General features: G+C 39.2%; 1 protein-coding gene. It reads right to left on the bottom strand.

Annotated elements, in window-relative coordinates; genetic code table 11:
* Positions 1-61: 61 nt before the first annotated feature.
* Complete coding sequence (gene tnpA / locus QTN94_RS20300; RefSeq protein ID WP_033007908.1) at positions 62-496, bottom strand: IS200/IS605 family transposase; 435 nt, start codon at positions 494-496, stop codon at positions 62-64.
* Positions 497-615 lie beyond the last annotated feature (119 nt).

The raw sequence follows: 615 nt of genomic DNA, 5'->3' as shown, positions 1-615 counted from the left end.
GTAAATTACCACCTTCTAAAGAAGGTGGCTTTGTGTGAGCCCCCTAAAAGGGGGCCTTTGTTTAATCCAACGCCAACTGGTGCTGCTCTACTCGCTCTTGCTTCTCTTGATGTCTTACATATCGGCGTATGATTTCTTCATTGATTCCAACACTATCGACAAAATAGCCTCTTTGCCAAAAGTGATTACCCCAAAGCCTGTTCTTCCTAAGATGAGGAAACTTACTAAATAGCTTTAAGGCTATTTTGCCTTTCAATACCCCCATCAACTTGGATATCGATAGCTTTGGTGGAATCTTTACTACTAAATGCACGTGGTCAACTTGTATGTTTAACTCTACTACTTCACATCCAAGTTGATTACAGTAAACATAAATACATCGATAAACTTCTTTACCTATATTGTTCTTCAAGATCCTAAATCGATACTTTGGAGTCCACACTATATGGTATTGACATCGCCAAAATACGTGGGAAGCTTGATTGTATCTACTCATGTTATTTGTCCTCTTTGACTTCTGGAAAAATCAAAGACGCATTTAGCATGAGTAGTTTTACAGGCAAAGCCGAAACGGATGATAACCACCTACTGAAGTAGGTGGTTTAGGGCTGAAAA

Source organism: Vibrio sp. M250220 (assembly GCF_036533795.1).
Classification (GTDB): Bacteria; Pseudomonadota; Gammaproteobacteria; order Enterobacterales; family Vibrionaceae; genus Vibrio.
Note: the sequence above shows the minus strand (reverse complement) of the source record. Positions and strands in the feature narration are given on the sequence as shown.

What these genes read in the sequence shown, in the direction of transcription:
- tnpA (WP_033007908.1), bottom strand. Translation starts at nt 496, where the DNA reads ATGAGTAGATACAATCAAGCTTCCCACGTATTTTGGCGATGTCAATAC.